The sequence below is a fragment of the Paenarthrobacter sp. TE3676 genome (assembly GCF_056279165.1).
Window position 1 is genome coordinate 261,313 of record NZ_JBWBQU010000007.1, and the last position, 19,585, is coordinate 280,897.

At 62.5% G+C, this 19,585-nt stretch carries 16 protein-coding genes; 8 read left to right on the top strand and 8 right to left on the bottom strand.

Annotated elements, in window-relative coordinates:
* Positions 1-13: 13 nt before the first annotated feature.
* Complete coding sequence (locus ACZ881_RS17765) at positions 14-1,330, bottom strand: ABC transporter substrate-binding protein (RefSeq protein ID WP_476117398.1); 1,317 nt, start codon at positions 1,328-1,330, stop codon at positions 14-16.
* Positions 1,331-1,503: 173 nt separating this feature from the next.
* Between ACZ881_RS17765 and ACZ881_RS17770 the strand changes: the two genes are divergently transcribed.
* Positions 1,504-2,325: an alpha/beta fold hydrolase gene (locus tag ACZ881_RS17770; protein WP_476117400.1), complete on the top strand. Its 822-nt coding sequence runs from the start codon at positions 1,504-1,506 to the stop codon at positions 2,323-2,325.
* A gap of 127 nt (positions 2,326-2,452) precedes the next feature.
* The gene (locus ACZ881_RS17775; protein WP_476117402.1) at positions 2,453-3,919 is read left to right on the top strand and encodes a GH25 family lysozyme; all 1,467 of its coding nucleotides are present in this window, start codon (positions 2,453-2,455) and stop codon (positions 3,917-3,919) included.
* Positions 3,920-3,967: 48 nt separating this feature from the next.
* Here the strand turns inward: ACZ881_RS17775 and ACZ881_RS17780 are convergent, their stop codons facing one another.
* Positions 3,968-5,323: a uracil-xanthine permease family protein gene (locus ACZ881_RS17780; RefSeq protein WP_091464434.1), complete on the bottom strand. Its 1,356-nt coding sequence runs from the start codon at positions 5,321-5,323 to the stop codon at positions 3,968-3,970.
* A gap of 85 nt (positions 5,324-5,408) precedes the next feature.
* Positions 5,409-7,898 carry an OpgC domain-containing protein gene (gene opgC, locus ACZ881_RS17785; protein WP_476117404.1) on the bottom strand — a complete coding sequence of 830 codons (2,490 nt, stop codon included), beginning with the start codon at positions 7,896-7,898 and terminating at the stop codon, positions 5,409-5,411.
* A 202-nt stretch (positions 7,899-8,100) separates the two neighbouring features.
* On the opposite strand from opgC, the gene ACZ881_RS17790 reads away from it, so the two are divergent.
* The 3 genes from ACZ881_RS17790 (at position 8,101) to ACZ881_RS17800 (ending at position 10,694) form a co-directional block, all read left to right on the top strand.
* Positions 8,101-8,706 (top strand): malonic semialdehyde reductase, encoded by a 606-nt coding sequence (locus tag ACZ881_RS17790; RefSeq protein WP_091467418.1) that lies wholly within the window; start codon positions 8,101-8,103, stop codon positions 8,704-8,706.
* 463 nt (positions 8,707-9,169) lie between these two features.
* Entirely contained in the window at positions 9,170-9,871 is a 702-nt protein-coding gene (locus tag ACZ881_RS17795) for a hypothetical protein (RefSeq protein WP_474661674.1), read from the top strand.
* 322 nt (positions 9,872-10,193) lie between these two features.
* Positions 10,194-10,694, top strand: coding sequence for a 2'-5' RNA ligase family protein (locus ACZ881_RS17800; protein ID WP_476117407.1), 501 nt, complete (start codon positions 10,194-10,196; stop codon positions 10,692-10,694).
* Positions 10,695-10,699: 5 nt separating this feature from the next.
* Here the strand turns inward: ACZ881_RS17800 and pgm are convergent, their stop codons facing one another.
* The gene (gene pgm / locus ACZ881_RS17805; protein WP_476117409.1) at positions 10,700-12,361 is read right to left on the bottom strand and encodes a phosphoglucomutase (alpha-D-glucose-1,6-bisphosphate-dependent); all 1,662 of its coding nucleotides are present in this window, start codon (positions 12,359-12,361) and stop codon (positions 10,700-10,702) included.
* Positions 12,362-12,582: 221 nt separating this feature from the next.
* Positions 12,583-13,338, bottom strand: coding sequence for an SDR family NAD(P)-dependent oxidoreductase (locus ACZ881_RS17810; RefSeq protein ID WP_476117411.1), 756 nt, complete (start codon positions 13,336-13,338; stop codon positions 12,583-12,585).
* Positions 13,339-13,558: 220 nt separating this feature from the next.
* Between ACZ881_RS17810 and ACZ881_RS17815 the strand changes: the two genes are divergently transcribed.
* Entirely contained in the window at positions 13,559-14,251 is a 693-nt protein-coding gene (locus ACZ881_RS17815) for a DUF4190 domain-containing protein (RefSeq protein ID WP_476117413.1), read from the top strand.
* A gap of 93 nt (positions 14,252-14,344) precedes the next feature.
* On the opposite strand, the gene ACZ881_RS17820 is transcribed toward ACZ881_RS17815, so the two are convergent.
* The 3 genes from ACZ881_RS17820 to ACZ881_RS17830 all read right to left on the bottom strand — a co-directional run bounded on the left by ACZ881_RS17820 (position 14,345) and on the right by ACZ881_RS17830 (position 18,081).
* Positions 14,345-15,844, bottom strand: coding sequence for a peptide MFS transporter (locus tag ACZ881_RS17820; protein ID WP_091464444.1), 1,500 nt, complete (start codon positions 15,842-15,844; stop codon positions 14,345-14,347).
* 64 nt (positions 15,845-15,908) lie between these two features.
* Entirely contained in the window at positions 15,909-17,312 is a 1,404-nt protein-coding gene (locus ACZ881_RS17825) for an amidase (protein WP_476117415.1), read from the bottom strand.
* 25 nt (positions 17,313-17,337) lie between these two features.
* Positions 17,338-18,081, bottom strand: coding sequence for a Type 1 glutamine amidotransferase-like domain-containing protein (locus tag ACZ881_RS17830; protein WP_429330968.1), 744 nt, complete (start codon positions 18,079-18,081; stop codon positions 17,338-17,340).
* Between the two features lie 154 nt (positions 18,082-18,235).
* On the opposite strand from ACZ881_RS17830, the gene ACZ881_RS17835 reads away from it, so the two are divergent.
* The gene (locus ACZ881_RS17835; RefSeq protein ID WP_178994762.1) at positions 18,236-18,562 is read left to right on the top strand and encodes a rhodanese-like domain-containing protein; all 327 of its coding nucleotides are present in this window, start codon (positions 18,236-18,238) and stop codon (positions 18,560-18,562) included.
* Between the two features lie 30 nt (positions 18,563-18,592).
* Positions 18,593-19,525: a prephenate dehydratase gene (pheA, locus tag ACZ881_RS17840; RefSeq protein WP_091464450.1), complete on the top strand. Its 933-nt coding sequence runs from the start codon at positions 18,593-18,595 to the stop codon at positions 19,523-19,525.
* Positions 19,526-19,585: the final 60 nt, after the last annotated feature.

Sequence of the window (19,585 nt, forward strand, 5' to 3'; positions counted from 1 at the left end):
CGGCCGGGTTCTGCTAGTTGTTGACCACGAGGTCGTTGAGGAGCTTGACGGCTTCATTCCAGGCCTCATCGGCCGTACCCTTGCCCGAATCGAGCATCTTGAGGGCGGGACCGAAGACGTTCTCCTGGATCACAGAGTCATCCGGACCCTTGAACTGGGCGATGACACCCTCGGCGCGGGACTCAAAGATGGCGCCATACGGGGCGTTGTTGAACAGTTCGTTCGGCTTTGCTGCTTCCACGATCTTTGCCTGGGCTTCGAGGGTGCTGGGGAAGTTGTTCGCTGCAGCGGACTGCTTGATCTGCTGCTCAGGTGCGGTCAGCCAGGCTGCCAGCTTTGCTGCTTCAGCCGGATGCTTGGAGCTCTTGGGAACCGAGAGGAACGCACCGCCCCAGTTGGAGGCACCGCCCGGGAACACGTCCGCTACATCCCAGCCGCTTGCCGCCCCGCCGCCTGCGGACTCGAGCTGGCCCTTGATGGTGCCGAGCATCCAAGCCGGGCATACGTGTGTTGCGAAGGACCCGTCCACAAAGGCCTTGCCGTTACCCCAGTCGAACTGGGTCTGGTTGGAGGACAGGCCATCGGCAGTGCCGGCAGCGAGCATGTCGAACTTTGCCCGCATGTCCTTGTTGCCCTCAACGTTCAGCTTGCCGTCTTTGGTGTAGTAGCCCTCGTCCATCTGGTTGACCATGGAGTTCCAGACGAATCCGGACTGGTCATACCAGGCCTTGCCGGTAGCCTCTTTGTACTGGCGGCCGAGCTTGAAGTACGTATCCCAGCTTGCGTCCTTGCCGCCGAAGAGCTCGGCCACCTTTTCGCGGTCGCTCGGCAGGCCGGCAGCTTCGAAGAGCTTGCCGTTGAAGCACAATGCCTGCGGTCCGATATCCGTGCCATAGCCTATGACGCGCCCGTTGGGGTCAGTGCCCTGCTTGTACTTCCAGTCCACCCAGTTGCCTTTGATGTCCTCGGCGCCGTGTTCCTTGAGGTCAACGAACTGGTCCGAAACCTCCATGATGGAGCCGAGCCAACCTTCCTCGATGGCGGTGACATCGCTCAGGCCAGAGCCGGCGGCGAGCTTGGTGAACGCATCGGTCCTGGCGTTGGAACCGCGGTCGATGTTGGTGGCCTCGATGGTGACGCCGGGGTTCTGCTTCTCATATTCGGCATACAGGTCGTCGTATCCGAAAGTGCCGAAGGTGGTCACGGTCAGTGTGACGGGATTGTCGGCGCTCGCCGCTTTGTCGCCTCCGCCGCTGCAGCCTGCCGCCACGAGGGCAAGAGAGGCTACGCCGGCGAGGGCAGTGAATTTCCTTAGTCGCGAAAACTCCACGATCACTCCTTTGTGTGTTCGAGCGACCGTACGCCTAGGGCGAGAGAGCGCTCTCTGGGATGTGGGACCAATGTATGTGCTGCAAGTCACGTGCGTCAAGAGAGCGCTCTCTCAATGAGGCTGATATGTCCGAAAAAGACGGTCTAACTGCGCCGCGATGCTAGCGTTCGGAAGTGCATTCTGTTGAACACGGGGTGGGGACCCCGATCCTGATCATTCATGGCTTTTGCGTCGATCATCATCTGTTGTTGGGGCTCGACCCAGTGCTTGCTGAGCGTGGTGATTGGCGGCGGATCTATCTCGACCTGCCGGGAATGGGGCAGTCTCCGGCCGGACCGGAGATCGACAGCACTGACGCCGTTGCTGATGCGGTTTCTTCCTTCGTTCGAGACAATCTCGGGACTCAGAAGTTCGCAGTTTTGGGCAATTCCTTTGGCGGGATGCTGGCACGTCAGCTTGTGGCCGAATTTGGGGATCAGGTTTTGGGCCTGGCGTTGATTTGCCCCGTCGCTGTCGCGGACCAATGGGCGCGGGTCCTGCCCGCTAAGGCTGTCCTGCGGGCGGATCCGGCGCTGATGGCGTCCCTGACTCCGGAAGATGCGTCCGACTATGGGGAAATGGCCGTAGTCCAATCTCAAGAGAATTGGTTACGGTTCCGCGAAGCGGCTTTGCCGGGTTTGAGGGCGTTTGATCGGGTTGCCACTACGCGGATCGCCAACAACTACGCGCTCACTGCTGAGCCGGAAACTCGATTTCAGACTTATCAAGGACCCACTTTGATTGTGGCAGGGCGACAGGACCATGTGGTCGGGTATCAGGATCAGGTGGCCCTGGCCGGCAGCTATCCGCAGGCCACGGTTGCCGTCCTTGACCGTGCCGGCCACAACGCACACTTGGATCAACCGGAGCTGACTGCGGCGCTCCTTGGCGAGTGGTTGGAGCGGGTCCGCACTTCGACGTTGACCGTTGGCCGTCCCGGGGTGAGACCGGGGTGAGACCCTAAAGATGTGCTGGAGCGGCGCGCGGCGTTCATGGCGGAAGTGGGAGTGTGACTTTGGATAGTAGGCTGGGCTGAACCACGTGGGGGCGCCGGTTCCTCTCGAACGTCGAAGGAATCGTCGAATGAAATTCTCCATGTCCAGCCGCTCAAGCCTCCCGAAAACTTCAGCCAAACCGCTGACACGAGGGTTCGCCGGCGCTAAAACGGCCGCTGTCCTGCTCGCCACCATGCTTCTCGCCGCGGCTGGTGCAACGGCGGCCAACGCCTCCGAAGAATCGCCCGCAGCCCAAAACGACCACGCCATGGGATCGACCATTCGTGGTCATGAAAGTGCAGGCCAATTGTTCTCCATTCAGGCCACAGAGTCGGCTTTTGCAATGCCGGGCGTACCCGGAATGGACGTCAGTAGCCACCAAGGGGTGGTGGACTGGACCAAGGCTGCAGCAAACGGGGCCAAGTTCGCGTACGTCAAAGCCAGCGAGGGGACCGAATACAGCAACCCATACTTCGCTGACCAATACGCCGGAGCCGCTTCCGCCGGGATGCTGCGCGGCGCCTACCATTTCGCCCTCCCCAACGCGTCGTCCGGTGCCGCTCAAGCCAGCTACTTCCTCCAGAGTGGTGCAGCCTGGACGCCGGATGGAAAAACACTGCCTGCCCTGCTGGATCTCGAATACAACCCCTACGGCAGCACTTGCTACGGAATGACCCCTGGCGAGATGGTGTCGTGGGTCTCCGATTTCGCCACCACCATCCTGTCGCGAACCGGCCGCCTTCCTGCCATCTACACCACCACCGACTGGTGGAATACCTGCACGGGTAAGGCCAATGGCTTCGGGAACCACCCTCTGCACATCGCCAGGTGGGAGTCGACACCCGGGGCGCTGCCAGCTGGTTGGAACGCCCACACCTTGTGGCAGTACGCCGATTCCGGCGTGTTCCCGGGTGATCAGAATGTCTTCAACGGTACCGTCGGGCAGTTGACGGCCTTCGCCAGCAACCCAGGCCCCATTTTCTCCGACATATCCGATGGTTTGTTCAGCGCCGAAGTCAATTGGCTCGGGTCCCGTGGCATTTCAACAGGATGGACCGAGGCCAACGGAGCCAGGAACTACCGACCCTTGGCCCCCGTAGCCCGTGACGCTATGGCCGCCTTCATGTACCGGCTGGCAGGCTCACCTGCCTTCACAGCCCCCGGCAAGTCGCCCTTCACGGACGTAGCCACGACCAACCCGTTCTACAAACAGATCACGTGGCTTGCCAGCAAGGGCATCAGTTCCGGGTGGACCGAAGCTGATGGGACCAAGACGTACAGGCCCTTTGAACCGGTGGCCCGCGATGCCATGGCCGCGTTTATGTACAGGCTGGCCGGTTCGCCGGAGTTCAATGCCCCCGCGGAGTCGCCGTTTACGGACGTTGCCACGACCAACCCGTTCTACAAACAGATCACGTGGCTCGCGAGCAGCGGCATCAGTTCCGGATGGACCGAAGCCGATGGGACCAAGACGTACAGGCCCTTTGAGCCAGTGGCCCGCGATGCCATGGCCGCGTTTATGAACCGTTTCGACACCAAGTTTGGGGACCAGTAAGGGCTGCTCGCGGCTTAACGCCACATCCGAATTGCCCGGAAGGAAGCCCTACTTCCCCTTCTTCCCGTCCCTCTTGGCCGCAGCGTTCATCGCCGACTTCACCGCAGGAGGCAGGCCCGCCGTCTCGGTTTCCGGCTCGGCGACGGTCCCGCGCCAACGAGCCAGCCCCTTCATGCCGTGGTAGATCACCAGTGCAGCGGCTGACCCCAGGGCAATGCCAGTGAACTTCAGCTCGCCGATGGTCCACGTGTAGTCCGCGATGCCAATAATCAGGGCTACGGCAGCCGTGGTCAGGTTGATCGGGTTGGAGAAGTTGACCTTGTTCTGAACCCAGATCTTCACACCGAGCACGCCAATCATGCCGTACAACATGGTCGCAGCACCGCCCAGGACGCCGGCCGGGACCGTGGCAATCAGTTCGCCGAATTTCGGGGAGAAGCTCAGCAGGATGGCGAAGATACCGGCCACCCAGTAGGCCGCCGTCGAGTAGACCTTGGTAGCGGCCATGACGCCGATGTTCTCCGCGTACGTCGTGGTACCGGAACCGCCGCCGAAACCGGCAAGTACAGTGGCGGCGCCGTCGGCCATCAGCGCGCGGCCGGAGACGCCGTCGAGGTTTTGGCCGGTCATTGCGGCCACCGACTTCACATGCCCCACGTTTTCAGCCACGAGCACCAGCACCACGGGGACGAACAGCCCCACCACGCCAAGGTGGAATTCGGGCGTCTGGAACAGCGGCAGGCCAACCCACGCGGCGGCGTCCATCTTTTCGTAGGACACCTCACCGCGCATCATGGCCACGAGATACCCGACCACAACGCCCACCAGAATGCTCAGGCGCCCCAGGATTCCGCGGAATAGGACACTGACCAGGATGATCGTCACCAGCGTGATCAGCGCGGTGACGGGAGCGGCGTCGAAGTTTGCCTTCGCGGCTGGCGCGAGGTTCAGTCCGATCAGCGCCACGATCGCGCCAGTGACGATCGGAGGCATGAGCCGGTTGATCCATTCGGCTCCAAACTTCTGGACGATCGCACCAATAAGCGCCAGTACGACGCCGGCAAGCACCACGCCGCCCAAGGCGCCACTGACGCCGTACTGCTGCTGCGACGCCATGATCGGGGCGATGAACGCGAAGCTTGAACCAAGGTAGCTGGGCACCCGGCCCTTGGTGATCACCAGGAAGAGCAGGGTGCCGATGCCCGAGAAGAGCAGGGTGGTGGCCGGCGGCATGCCAGTGATGATGGGGACCAGGAAGGTGGCGCCGAACATGGCAACTACGTGCTGCATGCCAATGCCGATGGTCAACGGCCACGCGAGCCGCTCGTCGGGAGCCACCACGTGGCCTGGGCGAATGGACTTGCCGTTGCCGTGGAGCTTCCATTTGATGCCGAGCATGCTCATGGCGGGGCCTTCCTCAGAAGAGTATTGGGATTCGGTGCAACATTACCGCCAAATGCCCACCCATATGCGGCGACGAACGCCCTCTTTAGCGAGGAACCAGCCTGAACAGGAACTTGGTTTTCACCATCACCCAAAGTATGGCGAGCAAGGCGATGTACACGGAGGTGTTCAGCCAGAGGTTCCCGTCCCGCAGGGCAGGGATGTTGGCGATGGCCACAATGAAGAACACGTGCATGATGAACACGTACAGGGTGGCTTGGCCCAGAGGTATGAAGAACCAGCCAACGGCGCGTGACAGCGGCTTCCAAAAAGCGCTTAGCAATGCATACAAAGCAATGGTGATAAGGAAGACGTTGAGTACCCTTCCCGGCCCAAGATAAGTCCTGCTGAAGAAGGTGTCGTAGACGTACCTGAACGTCGTTTCGGGGATAAGCGCGAGCCGGAAGTCCAGTTGGTTGGTCATATAAGGGCCGCTCCAGGAGAAGACGGCACAGGCTGCTGCCAGAAAAATGCACACCCCAAGCAGCAGGCGCCGACGGGGATCGGCAAACCACTGGATGATCTGATGTCTATAGAACCCGGCCGTCATTCCCACAACGAACAGGAGCTGCCACACGAGAAGCGGGAATGAATCCTCGAACTGCGAAGGCAGCAGGCGGAAACGGAAGATCGACCCCGCGATGTAGAGGCCGACGCTGAGCGTGAGGACCAGCCAGGTAAACCCGCGGGAAAGCGCAACGAGGATTAGCGGGCTGATGAGCAACAGGACGACGTAGAGGCCCATGATGTTGAACTGCCACGGCCCAACCTGCAACAACAGGAGCGCCGGGATGAGCCCTTCCGGGACGGGAAACTGCAGCAACCCCTCCATCCCGGCGTAGAGGTCGTAGGTGGTGCCCGCAGCTGCCCTTCCTGCCCCGCCCGTTCCCTGATCCGTGAAGGTGGTGACCGCTGCGGCGTTGATGAAGGGGAGCAGGCTCAACCCGTACACGATCAGGACCACGGCAAGGGCTGTGAAATACAACTTCCAGGCGCGCTTGGTGGTTCCATCCACCACGTCACCGAGTTCTGTTGCAATCCGCGGCCCGTAGACCATGCCTAAAACCACTCCGGAGAGCATGACGAACAGCTCCGCTCCGGAAACTACTCCGAGGGTTTCTTGGCTCAGCAGTTGGAATACGGAGTTGATGCCCACATGGTTTACCACCACAAATACGATCGCCAGGCCGCGGAGCATGTCGATACGTGCATCACGCTTACCCGTGCCCGTGTAGGACCATTTGTTCGCAAAAGCCCGGGAGGACAACAGCCACAAAGCCGCAACAGCTACCAGCACTGACCCGGCGGAAGCCCACGCGGCCCAGCCCTGGATGACTGTGCCTGTCTTCGGCTGCGGTGCCTCGACACCAGGCACGTCCTCCAAGCCCCGCTCAGTGACGGGTCCAATGCTGAGGCCTGAGGTGTCCAACGACGTTCGGAAGGGGGCGGCAAGTGAGGGCTCGGCCGTGGCTCTCCAATCAATGGGCACCCGGCCCGGTTCGCGCACATCCGTGGTTTCGTTCCAGACCACTGCCCGGACGGACCCATTCCCGGGCTCCGCAACAGAGGCGAAAACCTGGTGCCACCACGTTTCCTTAACATCGAGCTCAGCAGCGCCACCGGCCCCGGGCGAGTAGAAAGCCCCGGTTTCAACCAAGAGGGGCTTGGTTCGGGCTTGGACGTAGGTGCTGTAGAAATTGTCGGTTCCGCCCTCGCCGCTGGAGCTTCCGCCGCTGGACGCGTGGAGGGCGTCATTGAACTCGCCCGCCACGGGCAGGGTATTGCTTGCCACGCCGGCGCCCGTTGTGTCGTGGTAGACGGACAGGCCTACCCAGTCCACCACGTCATCGCCCGGATAGTACGGTTCAAATGCGGAATCGTCCTGGTCCCAAACACCGTTCCCGCTGGTGTCCAGCGATCCCAGGGGAACGCCCTTGGGAGGGGTGGAGGTGGCGACTTGGAAGGGATAGTCCTTTTCTGCTGTCGGAGACCACACCATCACGGGATCCGGCAGGCTGGCCCTGAGCGCTGCAGCGACCTTGTCGAACGCAGCCCGGTAAGCTTCCGGCTCTTGTCCCCAGCTGACCCACGGCGCGTTCATTTCCGGTGCGAAGCGGACGAAGACCTTCCCCCGGAAGCCGGCCGCCGCCGTCGTGATTTGACTGGAAAAAGTGGCCGCAACGTCGTCGTTGATGTCCTTCAGGTCGATCGCGGGGCGGACCGTGAGCAGCGCGTGCGAGCCTTGGTCGGCGATTTGGGAGAAGTAACCCTTCAGGTATTCGCGGCCGCCTTCGTCCACGGGCATGGACACGTTCTGACCGTAGAGCGCCGCGGGCGCCCCGAGCCGCTGGGCGTAATCTGCTGCCGAATCCTTGTCCCAGTCCAACAAGGCACCGAAGAGCCGCGTTCCGGGATCCTCGACGCTGGGCTGTTGAACTGAGCCCCAGGCCTGCGCGGTTGGCATCAGGAACATCACCAGAAGCATGGCAAGAACAGCCAGCGCCCGCTGACGGGCCGCTAGGGGAAAGGTAGGCATCAGGCCCCTTCTGGTGTCGTCATTCCCACGGCTGAACGTCCCCGAAGCGGCGGCAGCTCGTATGCATGATGCTACCGACTTTCGTGCTGTGCCTAACGTCACGGTCCGTCATGGGAAGAGGACAACGGAAGTTGAAGTTGCAACCATGGAAAGCAGAAGTGCCCGGCCTGCTCCGGGCCAGGCCCAGCGAAAGGTTCAAGAAATGACGATCGCCCACGAAGAAGCAGTCATTGACGCCGCAGCAGTCGACGCCATTTTTGCCGAAGCCCGTACCGCCAACAGCTTCGCCGGTGAGGTCACCGACGAGCAAGCCCGCGCCATCTACGAGCTCACCAAATTCGGCCCCACGGCCTTCAACTCCCAGCCGCTCCGCGTGACCTACGTCCGCTCGGACGAGGCCCGCGCCAAGCTCGTCGACGCCCTCTCCAACGGCAACAAGGCCAAGACCGCCTCCGCTCCGTTGGTCGCCATCCTGTCTTACGACACCGACTGGCAGGGTCAGTGGGACAAGTTCCTCCCCGCCTACGGCGCGCCCAAGGCCATGTACGACGCCGACCCCGCTTTCGCCGCTGCTACTGGCAACAACAACGCTCATTTGCAGGCCGGCTACTTCATTCTCGCCGTGCGCTCGCTCGGTTTCGCTGCCGGCCCGATGACCGGTGCCGACTTCGCCGCCATCGACTCCGAGTTCTTCCCGGCCGGCGACCAGAAGAGCTTCCTCGTGGTCAACATCGGCCAGCCGGGCCCGGACGCCTGGGGCGAAGCCAAGCCGAAGTTCGCTTACGACGACGTTGTACGCACCGTCTAAGTTCGCCGCAGCAGAAACGCCCGCTCACGTTCCAGTGAGCGGGCGTTTTCCGTTTGTGGCGTCCCGAATACCCGTCGCTCTCTCACATCCCTAGGGCTTACGGGTGACCCTCTCTCATATCCCTCGGGCTTGAGCCCAACGCTCTCGCAGGTCCGCCCGGGTTACGGCCGACGCTCTTTCACGTCCCTCGGGCTTACGGGTGACCCTCTCTCATATCCCTCGGGCTTGAGCCCGACGCTCTCGCAGGTCCGCCCGGGTTACGGCCGACGCTCTTTCACGTCCCTCGGGCTTGGGGTCAATGGGGGTGGGCCGTGAGTAAGGGATCAAGAATTGGGCCGTGATGGAGGCGGCGGCATCTTTATCCAATGATTTGACTAAAGATGTCTCCTCTTTTAGCGTTCGACATGATGCCTCATGCGCGGGGCTAGCGCCTTGATTCCCAATGAGAGCAGAGTAGAGACAGTTGAAAGACAAGCAGAGGTCCGGCTATGACGGTCCAAAGATAAGTGTTCAAAATAGGGGAGAGGGTAGCTTCCAGGGCAACACCATCTCTGATCAGTCTGGTGTTCGCACCGCCGGAGATCACAGCCCGGTCGTGGCGGGCGACTTGATTATTACTTATGGGGCGGCCGAGGACGGCAAGAATACCCCGGTCGAATTGCGAAAAAGTCGCGCTAGCTGGGTTACTTCTGATCGTGCCAAATGGTTGGCCTTAGCGGCGACGGTCGTTAGTGCCGCCATGAGCGTATGGACAATTTGGGGTCCCGTTAACTGGAGAGCGTTCGCATCAGTTGCGGATATTCCGTCCTTTCTGCGTGCTCTGGCTGAAACTTGGGCTTGGGGCTTATCATTGATCCTTTTGACAGTAATTTCCATCATTATTTCGGTTAAAAGCTGGAGATTCTTTACCGCCCGGTCTCGTCAGTGGCCCATATATTACCGCCGAAAGTCTTGGCGTCGCGCCCTGATTCCATCTAAAGGTAAGCCCGGCAGCTTTTACCGGGCTAAGCCGGTCGCAGAGTGCATTCCTTGCCGTGAGGACAATCGCCCCGGAGTCAATGCGAAACTTTTCGGTGCCAAGGCTAACCGCGACGGGATCATCCAGTTTCGATGCAAGAACGGACATACTGGCGAATTTCGCGGCCGGTCAGTGTTCGGCCCCTAACAGTTGTGATTGATTGCTGTGATCCGAGAATTGTGCAGAGCCACGCGGTCCTATTGCAGACTCGCTTTGAGCTCGGATGTCGATTCGTTGACTGCTCCGGCTGCGTAAGCCCAAGGTATGGCGCCCTCTACTATCAAGCTCATCGGTCCCGGACGCAGGTTCTTCAGCCTGGCCCGGGCTTGGGAGGTGAAAGATGGTTGGCCGGAAGGGCTTCGGATGTGAGAGAGCGACCCGCTCAAGCCCGCGGTAGGTGAGAGATGGTTCGGGATTTAGGGTCGGGATGTGAGAGATGGTTTGTCCGGCGTGGTGGCAAACTATGCCTATGCGGAACCTCATCTGGGTGGCGTTCACGGAGCCCGTATCGCCGGGGCTGGTTTTTCCGCGCAGCGACTGGCCGCTTCACATCACGCTGTTAAGGTTCGACGTCGGCTCTGACGTGAGTGCCGACGTCGCCGGTGTCCTCGCGGCCTTGGCCGAAGCGCCCATCAAGGGCGCGCTTGGCACGCGGCTGAGAGTGGGTGAAGAAGCGGGCTTCGGGCATATGGGGTCCATTCCGGTGAACCTGATCGAGCACAATCCGCTCCTTCAGGGCCTCCATGAGGAGATCGTCGACGCAGCAAACACCGTAGGCGGGCGCATTGCCACTCCCAACTACGTCTTGGAACGGTATCGGCCGCACATCTCGCATCACGACGGCAAGCGTCCCAAGCCCGGAGACGTCGTCGTGCTTGACCAAGTAGCCCTGGTGGACATGGCCCCGGAAGGCGACCACGCCATCCGCCGCATCCTCAGGCTCTGGACCCAGGACGCCCAGAGCCACTGAGGAAGTTACGCGATAACCCCGTCCACCAGCGCCTTGGCCTCTTGCTGCACCTGCGCGAGGTGGTCGGCGCCCTTGAAGGACTCGGCGTAGATCTTGTACACGTCCTCGGTGCCGGAGGGACGGGCCGCGAACCACGCGTTCTCGGTGACCACCTTGAGGCCGCCGATCGAGGCGCCGTTGCCGGGAGCCTCGGTGAGCTTGGCCGAAATCTCCTCGCCCGCCAGGGAAGTAGCGGTGACATCGGCGGCGGAGAGCTTGCCCAGCTTGGACTTCTGCTCGCGGGTAGCCGCGGCATCGATGCGGGCGTACACGGGAGCGCCGAACTGGTCAGTCAGGCCCTTGTACAGCTGCGATGGTGACTGACCCGTGACAGCCGTGATCTCGGACGCCAGCAGTGCCAGCAGAATGCCGTCCTTATCCGTGGTCCACACGCTGCCATCGAGCTTGTTGAAGGACGCGCCGGCGGATTCTTCGCCACCGAAGGCACCTTCGCCGGACAGGAGGCCCGGAACAAACCACTTGAAGCCCACGGGAACCTCGACCAGCTTGCGGCCGAGACCGCCGGCAACACGGTCAATAATCGACGACGACACCAGGGTCTTGCCCACCACGGACTCCGGGTTCCAGCCACTGCGGTTCCGGTACAGATAATCAATGGCGACGGCGAGGTAGTGGTTCGGGTTCATCAGCCCACCGTCCGGTGTGACGATGCCGTGGCGGTCGGCGTCGGCGTCGTTACCCGTGGCGACGTCATAAGCGGCGGTGCCATCGGCCCCAACGGCCATCCGCTTGATAAGGGACGCCATGGCCGACGGCGACGAGCAGTCCATGCGGATCTTCTCGTCCCAGTCGAGGGTCATGAAAGCCCACTGCGGATCAACTGTGGGGTTCACAACCGTGAGGTTGAGCTGGTGGCGCTCGCCGATCTCGCCCCAGTAGTCAACGGAGGCGCCGCCCATGGGATCAGCGCCAATGCGCGCCCCGGCGTTGCGGATCGCGTCCAGGTTCAGCACGGACGGGAGGTCATCCACGTAGCTGGAAAGGAAGTCGAACTTGCCGGTGGTGTCAGCGGCCAGGGCATCGTTCAGCGGCATCCGCTTGACGCCGCGGAGGCCGTTCTCGAGGAGCTGGTTGGCGCGGTCGGCGATCCATCCCGTGGCGTCGGTGTCGGCGGGACCACCGTGGGGCGGGTTGTACTTGAAGCCGCCGTCGCCGGGCGGGTTGTGGCTTGGGGTGACCACGATGCCGTCAGCCTGGGGTGTGCCCGGCGCGGCTTCGCGGTTGTATTTGAGGATCGCGTGGCTCAGCGCCGGCGTCGGGGTGTAACCGTGGCGGGCGTCCACCAGGACGGTCACGCCATTGGCAGCCAGAACCTCCAGTGCGGAGTTCTGTGCAGGCTCGCTGAGGGCGTGGGTATCGCGGCCGATGAACAGCGGCCCTGTGATGCCCTGACGGCCACGGTATTCAACGATTGCCTGCGTGATCGCGAGGATGTGCGGCTCGTTGAAGGAGGCCTTCAAACTGGATCCGCGGTGCCCGGACGTTCCAAACGCCACGCGCTGCGCAGGGTCGCCCAAATCCGGAGTTACGTCGAAATACGCGTCCAGCAGGGCTGTGATGTCAACAAGGTCCTGGGGAAGGGCAACTGTGCCCGCTCGGCTAGCCATGGGGTCCAGCATGCCAGACCCTGGGGCCCGCTGACACGAAATGTCCGGGATCCGGCCCCTGTGACGCCGAATGGCGCCGATACTGCGCCCGTGCCATGGGCGAGGCGGCAAAGATTCACTTCGCGTTCACGAGCGGCTGCTAGCCAAAAAAAGATCGCCCCGCCCCGTTCCCGAAGCCCGAAAAGGAGCCAACGAACCGGGCGAAGCGACAACGGATAACGCTAGACGGCGGTGTAGCCGCCATCGACGAGTACGTACGAGCCGGTCATGAAGCTGGCCTTATCGGAGAGGAGGAACGTGGTGACGTTGGCGATCTCCTCAGCTTGTCCCAGACGGCCCAGCGGGTGCTTTGCTTCGAGCCCGCTGACAACTTCCTTCGGTGCAGCAGCCAACAAGGGAGTATCGATGTAGCCGGGGCCGATTGCATTGACGCGAAGTCCCTGGGCTCCGTATTCCGCCGCAGCATTCTTGGTCATGCCCACCACGCCGTGCTTGGCCGCGGTGTATGCCGCATTGCCGGGAGCTGCGACAGCGCCGTGGATCGATGCCATGTTCACGATGGCGCCCTCGGACGCGCCTGCGGCAAGGATGGCCGGGACTTGGTAGCGCATTCCGTAGAGGACGCCGCTTAAGTTGATGGCGATGACCCGGTCCCAGTCCTCGATGTCGATTTCTCCGATAGGAGCGCTGGCCCCGCCGATACCGGCATTGTTGACGGCGTAATTCAGCGCACCGTAGCTCTCCACGGCGAAGTCGACTGCTTTCTTGTTGTCCTCGGCCACAGCAGTGTTGCCTTGGAACGGGACTGCCTTGCCGCCGTCGGCCGTAATCTGTTCGGCCACGCGCGTGGCAGCTTCGAGGTTAACGTCCACTACTACAACGTTGACGCCGTTCTTCGCGAGGTCCTTGCTGATCGCTTCTCCGAGGCCGGAGCCTCCGCCGGTGACGAGCGCGGTTTTGCCTTCGAAGTTACCCATGATTCCTCCTTCGCGGGACAGCTCCCGCAGATTCGTAAGTGAGCGCCGCTTGAGCGCTACTCATGAAAACCGAGTCCGGCTCGAAAATATTCCATGCGTATGCATGAATATGACTTTCCTCGCATTTGTCGGGGTCACATACACGGAACCCGCGTTACCTTATATGGTGCCCCCGGCGGCGGTAGTGTTGGGATCAAAGACCAAATCCAGGGGGATTCCTATGTCAGACCAGCCATCCAAGGGCAACGAGGACAAGCCGGCGGGCTACGAACCGCCGCAGTACGTTCCGCCCGCACAGTTCAGCGCGCCTGAGTCGGGCACGCCCGCAGAAAGCTCGCCAGGTTATGGTGCGTCCGCCGAGAGTGCACCTGAGCACGGCGCCAACGCGACCCAGCCGCTCCCGCCCTACGAGCAGAGCGCACACGGGCAGAACCCGTACACGCAGGACGCCCAGGGGCAGAACGACTTCTACACGCAGCCGCAGCCGCCCGCCAGCGCATACAAGCCGGGTGACTACAGCCAGCAGCCGCCGTCGCCCTATGGTCAGCCACCGAGCCCGTACCAGCAGCAGGCGTTCAATCAGCAGCCTTATGGCCAGCAGCCCTACGGACAGCCGCAATCGCCTTACGGCCAGCCCGCGTACTACGCCATGCAGGCTGAGCCCAAGGGCCTGAGTATCGCCAGCATGTGCTGCGGCATCGCAATCTACGTTGGCTTCGGGTTCTTCATCCTGCCGCAGATCGCAGCCGTGATCCTGGGCCACCTCGCTTTGAAGCGCGAGCCCGCGGGCAAGGGCATGGCCATCGCCGGCCTCGTGATGGGCTACATCGGCGTGGCGTTGACGCTGATCTTCGGCATCATCTTCTTCATCGCCATCGGCGCCTCAAGCAGCAGTTATAACAACAACTTCTAAACCGCGTACGACGGCGACCCTTGCGTCAGGTGGGAATACCACCTAACGCAAGGGTCGCCGTCGTTGTCGGGGGAGTGCCCGGGGGAGCCGGAGCTACCGCACGCCGCCCATCAGCTTCTTGATCGCGGGCGATGCCGCAGCCAGGCCAACGGCCAGTACCACTGCCACGCCTCCGATGCCCAGGAAGTACGGGAGCTCATCCTCGGGGTTGTAGAGGCCCGCGAGGATGCCGGCCAGCGTGGTGCCGAGCGAGACTGACAGGAAGAACAGCGCCACCATCTGGGTGTGGAATGCCTGCGGAGCGAGCTTGGTGCTCACGGACAGGCCGATGGGGGAGAGGAACAGTTCCGCCAGGGTGAACATGAACAGAATGCCCACAAGAGCCAGCAGGGGAGTTTTGCCCTCGCCGGCCAGCGGGATGAACGCCAGGAATGCCAGGCCCATGATGAAAAGGCCCGCGGAGAACTTCAGCGGCGAACTCGGCTGCTTGGAGCCCAGCTTGGTCCAGAGGGCAGCCATGACGCCGGCGAAGATGATGATGAATACCGGGTTGATGGACTGGACCCAGGCGGCCGGCATTTCCCAGCCGAACAAGTTGCGGTCCAGTTTCTCCTGCGAGTACACGGCAATGAACGTGAACTGCTGCTGGAACAGCGCCCAGAACCCGGCAGATGCGATGAACAGAGGGATGAACGCGATCACGCGCTTGCGTTCCACGGCGGTGACCAGCGGGCTGCGGAAGATCAGGAACAGGTAGATCACAGCGGCGCCGATTGCGGCGTAGGCCATGCTCCGGGCCAGGTTGTTGGCGTTGACAATCCCTGTGCCGAGCAGGACTCCAATGACGATCAGGATGGCCAGGAAGATCAGGCCGTACTTTGTGCGATCCTTCGCGGGAAGGGGGTTGGGAACGCGGTGGGCTTCCTCCGGAAGGCGTTTGCGGCCCAGGGAGTAGATGACCAGGCCGATCGCCATGCCCACGGCTGCGGCACCAAAGCCGACGTGGAAGCCGTAGCTTGTCTGCAGCCAACCGGTGACCAGCGGGCCAATGAGGCCGCCGATGTTGATGCCCATGTAGAAGATGGAGAAGCCGGCGTCGCGGCGCTCGTCCTTCTCGCCGTACAGGCTGCCGACCAGTGCCGTGGCGTTGGCTTTCAGGCCACCCGAGCCGATGCCAACCAGCACCAAACCTGCGATCAGGCCCGGAATGCCCGGCAGGAGTGCCAGCGCGACGTGGCCGGCCATGATCATGATGGCCGAGCCGAACAGGACCTTTTCGGAGCCGAAGAGACGGTCGGCGAGCCATGCACCGAGGATCGTCGACAGGTAAACGCCACCACCGTACGCGCCCACCAGGCCAGCGGCGAGCCCCTGGTCAATGGAAAGACCGCCCTGCTCGGCGGTGAAGTACATGTAGTAGAGCAGGATTCCCTGCATGCCGTAGAAGGAGAATCGCTCCCACATTTCCACGGAGAAGAGGCTGGCCAACATCTTTGGGTGGCCGAAGAATGACGTATCGCCCGCTGGCTTTGCGGACTCAGCCGTGGTTTGAGGTGTGCTCATTTTCTCAATGCTGGCACTGACTGCGGGCATTGTCACATCGATGAATGCCCGGGGCAACCACTTTCCATATGCTAGACGCAACTGTCAGTGGGTCTCAGCGGGTCTCCAGGGCGGCCGCAAGCTGGAGCAGCAACAGTTCAGACCCGAACCGGCCAATCAGCTGAATCCCCATCGGCAGGCCACTGGGCGTGGTGTGCACCGGAATGGTGATTGCCGGGAGTCCGCACACGTTTACCATGGAGGACCATGGCGCGTACTGGCACTGCCTTTTGTAGTCCTCATCAGCGTCGCCGGCCCACTCGCTCGGCCACGGCTCACCGCTGTGTCCGCCGCCCGTGAACCATCCAACCGGCCTCGGTGTCTGCGCCAGGGTCGGCATGAGAATCACATCCCACCTGGCATACTGCGTGACGGTATCGTGCTCGAACTGCCGCAGGAAACTCAGGGCTTCATTGACCTTCAAGGCGCTCCGCTGTTGCGCCCGACGCCGGAATGTCCGGGTCAGCGGGGTCAGCAGCGCCTCGCGCCGGGGTGCTATCCGGGCACTCCCGACGCCGGCAGTCCAAGCTGTTGTGAACGCCTCGGGATAGCGGTTGTCGTAGCGGATTTCAGCTTCGGTGATGTTATGCCCGGCCTTCTCCAGCAGCTTGGTTCCGAGCTCCAGGGCGTCCATCGCTTCCGGCTCGATCTCGAACGGGTACACGCCGGCCCACGGGCTGTCCAGGCTCAGGCCGATTCTCAGGGGCTCCGGCGCCCGCCCCACGTTGGCGAGGTAACCGCCGTCGGGCGCATCACTCCGCGGGACCAGCGCGTCCATCAGCAGTGCCGCATCCGCAGCGGTCCGTGCCAGGGGTCCGGCAACCACCAACTTGGCTGCATCCCCCGCGCTCGCACCCGACGGCACCACGCCCCGCCCCGGTTTCAAGCCGACCAGTCCGCAGGCACCGGCCGGTATCCGGATGGACCCGCCACCGTCGGTCCCTGGTGCAAACGGAACAAGGCCCGCTGCCACGGCTGCCGCGCTGCCGCCCGATGAGCCGCCGGAGCTTCGCCCCAAGGCGTGCGGATTACGCGACGGCGGTGCCACGCGGTTTTCGCTATAGGCCGTGAGTCCGAACTCCGGAACCTGCGTCTTACCCAGCGAGATGACACCTTGGGCCTTCAAGGTTGCTGCGAGGGCCCCGTCCTCCGGGGCGGGCTTGTGCTCGAGGGCGGCGCTGCCGTGCGTTGTGGGCACGCCGGCCACATCGGTGAGGTCCTTGAATGCGGTGGGGACGCCGTGAAGGAGGGTGAGCTCGTCTTGTCGTTGCTCGCGGATCAGTCTGGCGTGCAGCCGATCCGCGGCCGTGGCGTCCTTGAGGGCCTGATCGACCGTGACGGTGACGAAGGCGCCCAGTTGCCTGTTCCGCGATTCGATCGCAGACAGGAAATGTGCGGTGGCCTCACGCGCAGAGAGTTCGCCCGAAGCCAGGGCATCGCGGAGCTCAACAGCCGTCATTCGCGAAATGTCATGCAGGTAAGGATCAACCAAGGAAACGCGACTCCAACCGTTCCTCCACAGCAACAGCGTCCACGCTCTCGCCGGCACCTGCGGTTACCCGGAAGGCTGCCTTGTTCTTCACTTCGGACACCACCTCCACAAGTTCCGTGCCCCGATAAACCAGCCCCACGCCGTCGTCCGTGCAGTGCGTCTCACCGAGTGTGCCGCTGGCCACCAGCTTGTGGATTGCCGGCGCACGCCGCACTTCAGAGTCGTAGTGGACGCCGTTTCCGTAGGGGAGGAAGCCCAGCGCGTTGGTGACGGGCTGCAGCTCAGGGCCAAAGGAGTCGGTCACGCCACCCTGGTACCAACAGATGGAGCCCGCTGAGACGCCTGCCAGCACCACCCCGCTTTTCCAGGCCTTCCGCAGGATCCCGTCCAGTCCGTGGGCGCGCCATACGGCCAGCAGGTTCACCACCGAACCGCCGTTCACCCAGATCACATCCTGCTCCAGGAGGTGCGCTTCCGGGTCCTCGATGTTGGGCATGGTGAAGAGGTTGAGGTGGCTGAAGTCGAACCCCGCGATGCGTGCTGCCTGATCCATTTCCGCAGCCCACCAGCGTTGATCACCGGACGCCGTACCGATGTGTGTCACGCGTGGGGCGCGGCCGGCCACGCCTGACAACTCCACGGCGTAGTGCATCAGATGGTTGAACTCGAGCCTGGTGCGATCGCCCGGCTTGTAACCGCCGGATGTCGCCAGAATGGTCGGTTGCCCAGTAGCCATGGGGTACTCCTAACGGGCCGAGGATCGGGAGCGCTTCCGTCCCAGTCTTAACGTCCGGCCGTCGGGAAGCAAGGGCGGTCCGCTCTTCAAGTTACGGTGTCACGCCTCGGGGACTAGGCTGGATGCTGGACTTAATCGATGGGAAGGGAACGCCATGAGCGACTTCGATACCGTGCCTGTGGGCGACATTCCGGCCAACGCCAGCATCCTGGACGTGCGCGAAGACTACGAGTGGGTGGCCGGGCACGCAGAAGGTGCACGACACATTCCCATGGACCAGCTTCCGGCACGCCTGGACGAACTCGATCCGGACGACGACCTGTTCGTCATCTGCCGCACCGGTGGCCGCTCCTTCCGCGCCGTGCAGTGGCTTGTGGGGCAGGGCTACTCTGCTGTGAACGTGGCCGGTGGCATGGATATGTGGTTTGAGGCCGGGAAGCCGATGGTTTCGGATAATGGCCTGAAGCCGGTTGTTCTCTAACCCGGTTATATAACCAGCAAGGAATATTTGATGTCAGCGGTTACCTATACATTCCTCGGTCCTGAGGGCACCTTCACCGAGGCTGCGCTCCTGCAGGTACCCGGCGCTGCTGACGCCACTCGAATTCCATGCACCAACGTCAACACGGCCCTGGATCGGGTTCGTGCAGGCGAAGCTGACGCAGCCATGGTCCCCATCGAAAACTCGGTGGAGGGTGGCGTCACAGCCACGTTGGACGCGATTGCCACAGGCGAGGAGCTCCGGATCATCCGAGAGGCCCTTGTCCCTATCACCTTCGTGCTCGTGGCGCGGCCCGGCGTCGAGCTCTCCGATATCAAGCGGATCTCGACGCACGGCCACGCCTGGGCACAGTGCCGTCTGTGGGTGGATGAGCACCTCCCGAACGCCGATTACGTTCCGGGGTCGTCGACGGCGGCCGCCGCCATGGGACTGCTGGAAGACGACGCCCCGTACGAAGCCGCAATTTGTGGTCCGTTGATTGCAGCCGAGCAACCCGGGCTGAACGTTCTGGCCGAGGACATCGGCGACAACCCCGAGGCGGTGACGCGGTTCATTTTGGTGAGCAAGCCAGGTCTTCTTCCGGACCGCACAGGCGCGGACAAAACCACCGTTGTGGTGCCGTTGCCTGAGGATCACCCCGGCGCGCTCATGGAGATCCTGGACCAGTTCGCCTCCCGCGGGGTGAACCTGAGCCGCATCGAATCGCGACCTACAGGACAGTACTTGGGTCACTACTTCTTCAGCATCGACGCCGACGGTCACGCCGCCGATGCGCGGGTTGCCGACGCTCTAGCCGGCCTCCACCGGATCAGCCCGGCAACCCGGTTCCTTGGCTCCTACGCGCGTGCCGACAAGCAGCCGGCCACGGTTGCCCCGCACACTTCCGACGCTGCCTTTGCCTCGGCGCACTCCTGGGTTGAATCGATCCTCAAGGGTTCCTAGACGCTATCCACAGCCGGGACGTCGGCCCCTTTCGTAAGGATGCTTCTGTGCGTATGCTTG